1 protein-coding gene is annotated in these 531 nt (G+C 53.1%); it reads left to right on the top strand.

The features are described from left to right. On the top strand, nucleotides 1-410 hold a 410-nt coding region (locus R7E78_RS30095), incomplete at its 5' end, for a hypothetical protein (RefSeq protein ID WP_276426547.1). Between the last annotated feature and the right edge of the window lie 121 nt (nucleotides 411-531).

The raw sequence follows: 531 nt of genomic DNA, 5'->3' as shown, positions 1-531 counted from the left end.
CCGCCAATGGCTTGAGTTTTCTCACCCTTATGGCTGGTGGAATGACCCTTCTCCAGTTCATGGCTTGGAAGCAACAAGATGCTGTCCGGAGCCGGTTTAAAGCTGCGAAGGATGCGTTTGAAGCGTTGAACGTCATTGCGTTCGACAAGCACTGGGTAGGTTCAACCGCGACGGTCGCCAAAGTGTCGAACATGATCACTCCGCCCGAACGACTGGATAAGCCCTGGGCGGTGCAAGTTCTGGCCGTGACCAAAGGTGGGACGTGGTTCGCGGTGGATCTGCAAGTGACCGGCACTGACAAGGTTCAGATGCTTAGCCTCCACCAGCTTAGTGAAAAGGCGGCAAAGACCATGCTGGCCTTCGACCTCGAAGTGTATGAGAAATTTTTCGGAAAACCTGATGTTGCATGAGGACAATGTGATGGAAAAAGTCAAAAGCGTAGATGCCGTGGAGTTCACGGCAGCAGATAAGAAGGCGATGACCCATGCGGCATACGCCCAGTGTTTCTTCATTCTGGCCCAAGTGATGGCA

It is taken from the genome of Vibrio sp. YT-19(2023) (assembly GCF_033337395.1).
This window is presented reverse-complemented; position numbering and strand designations above follow the sequence as displayed.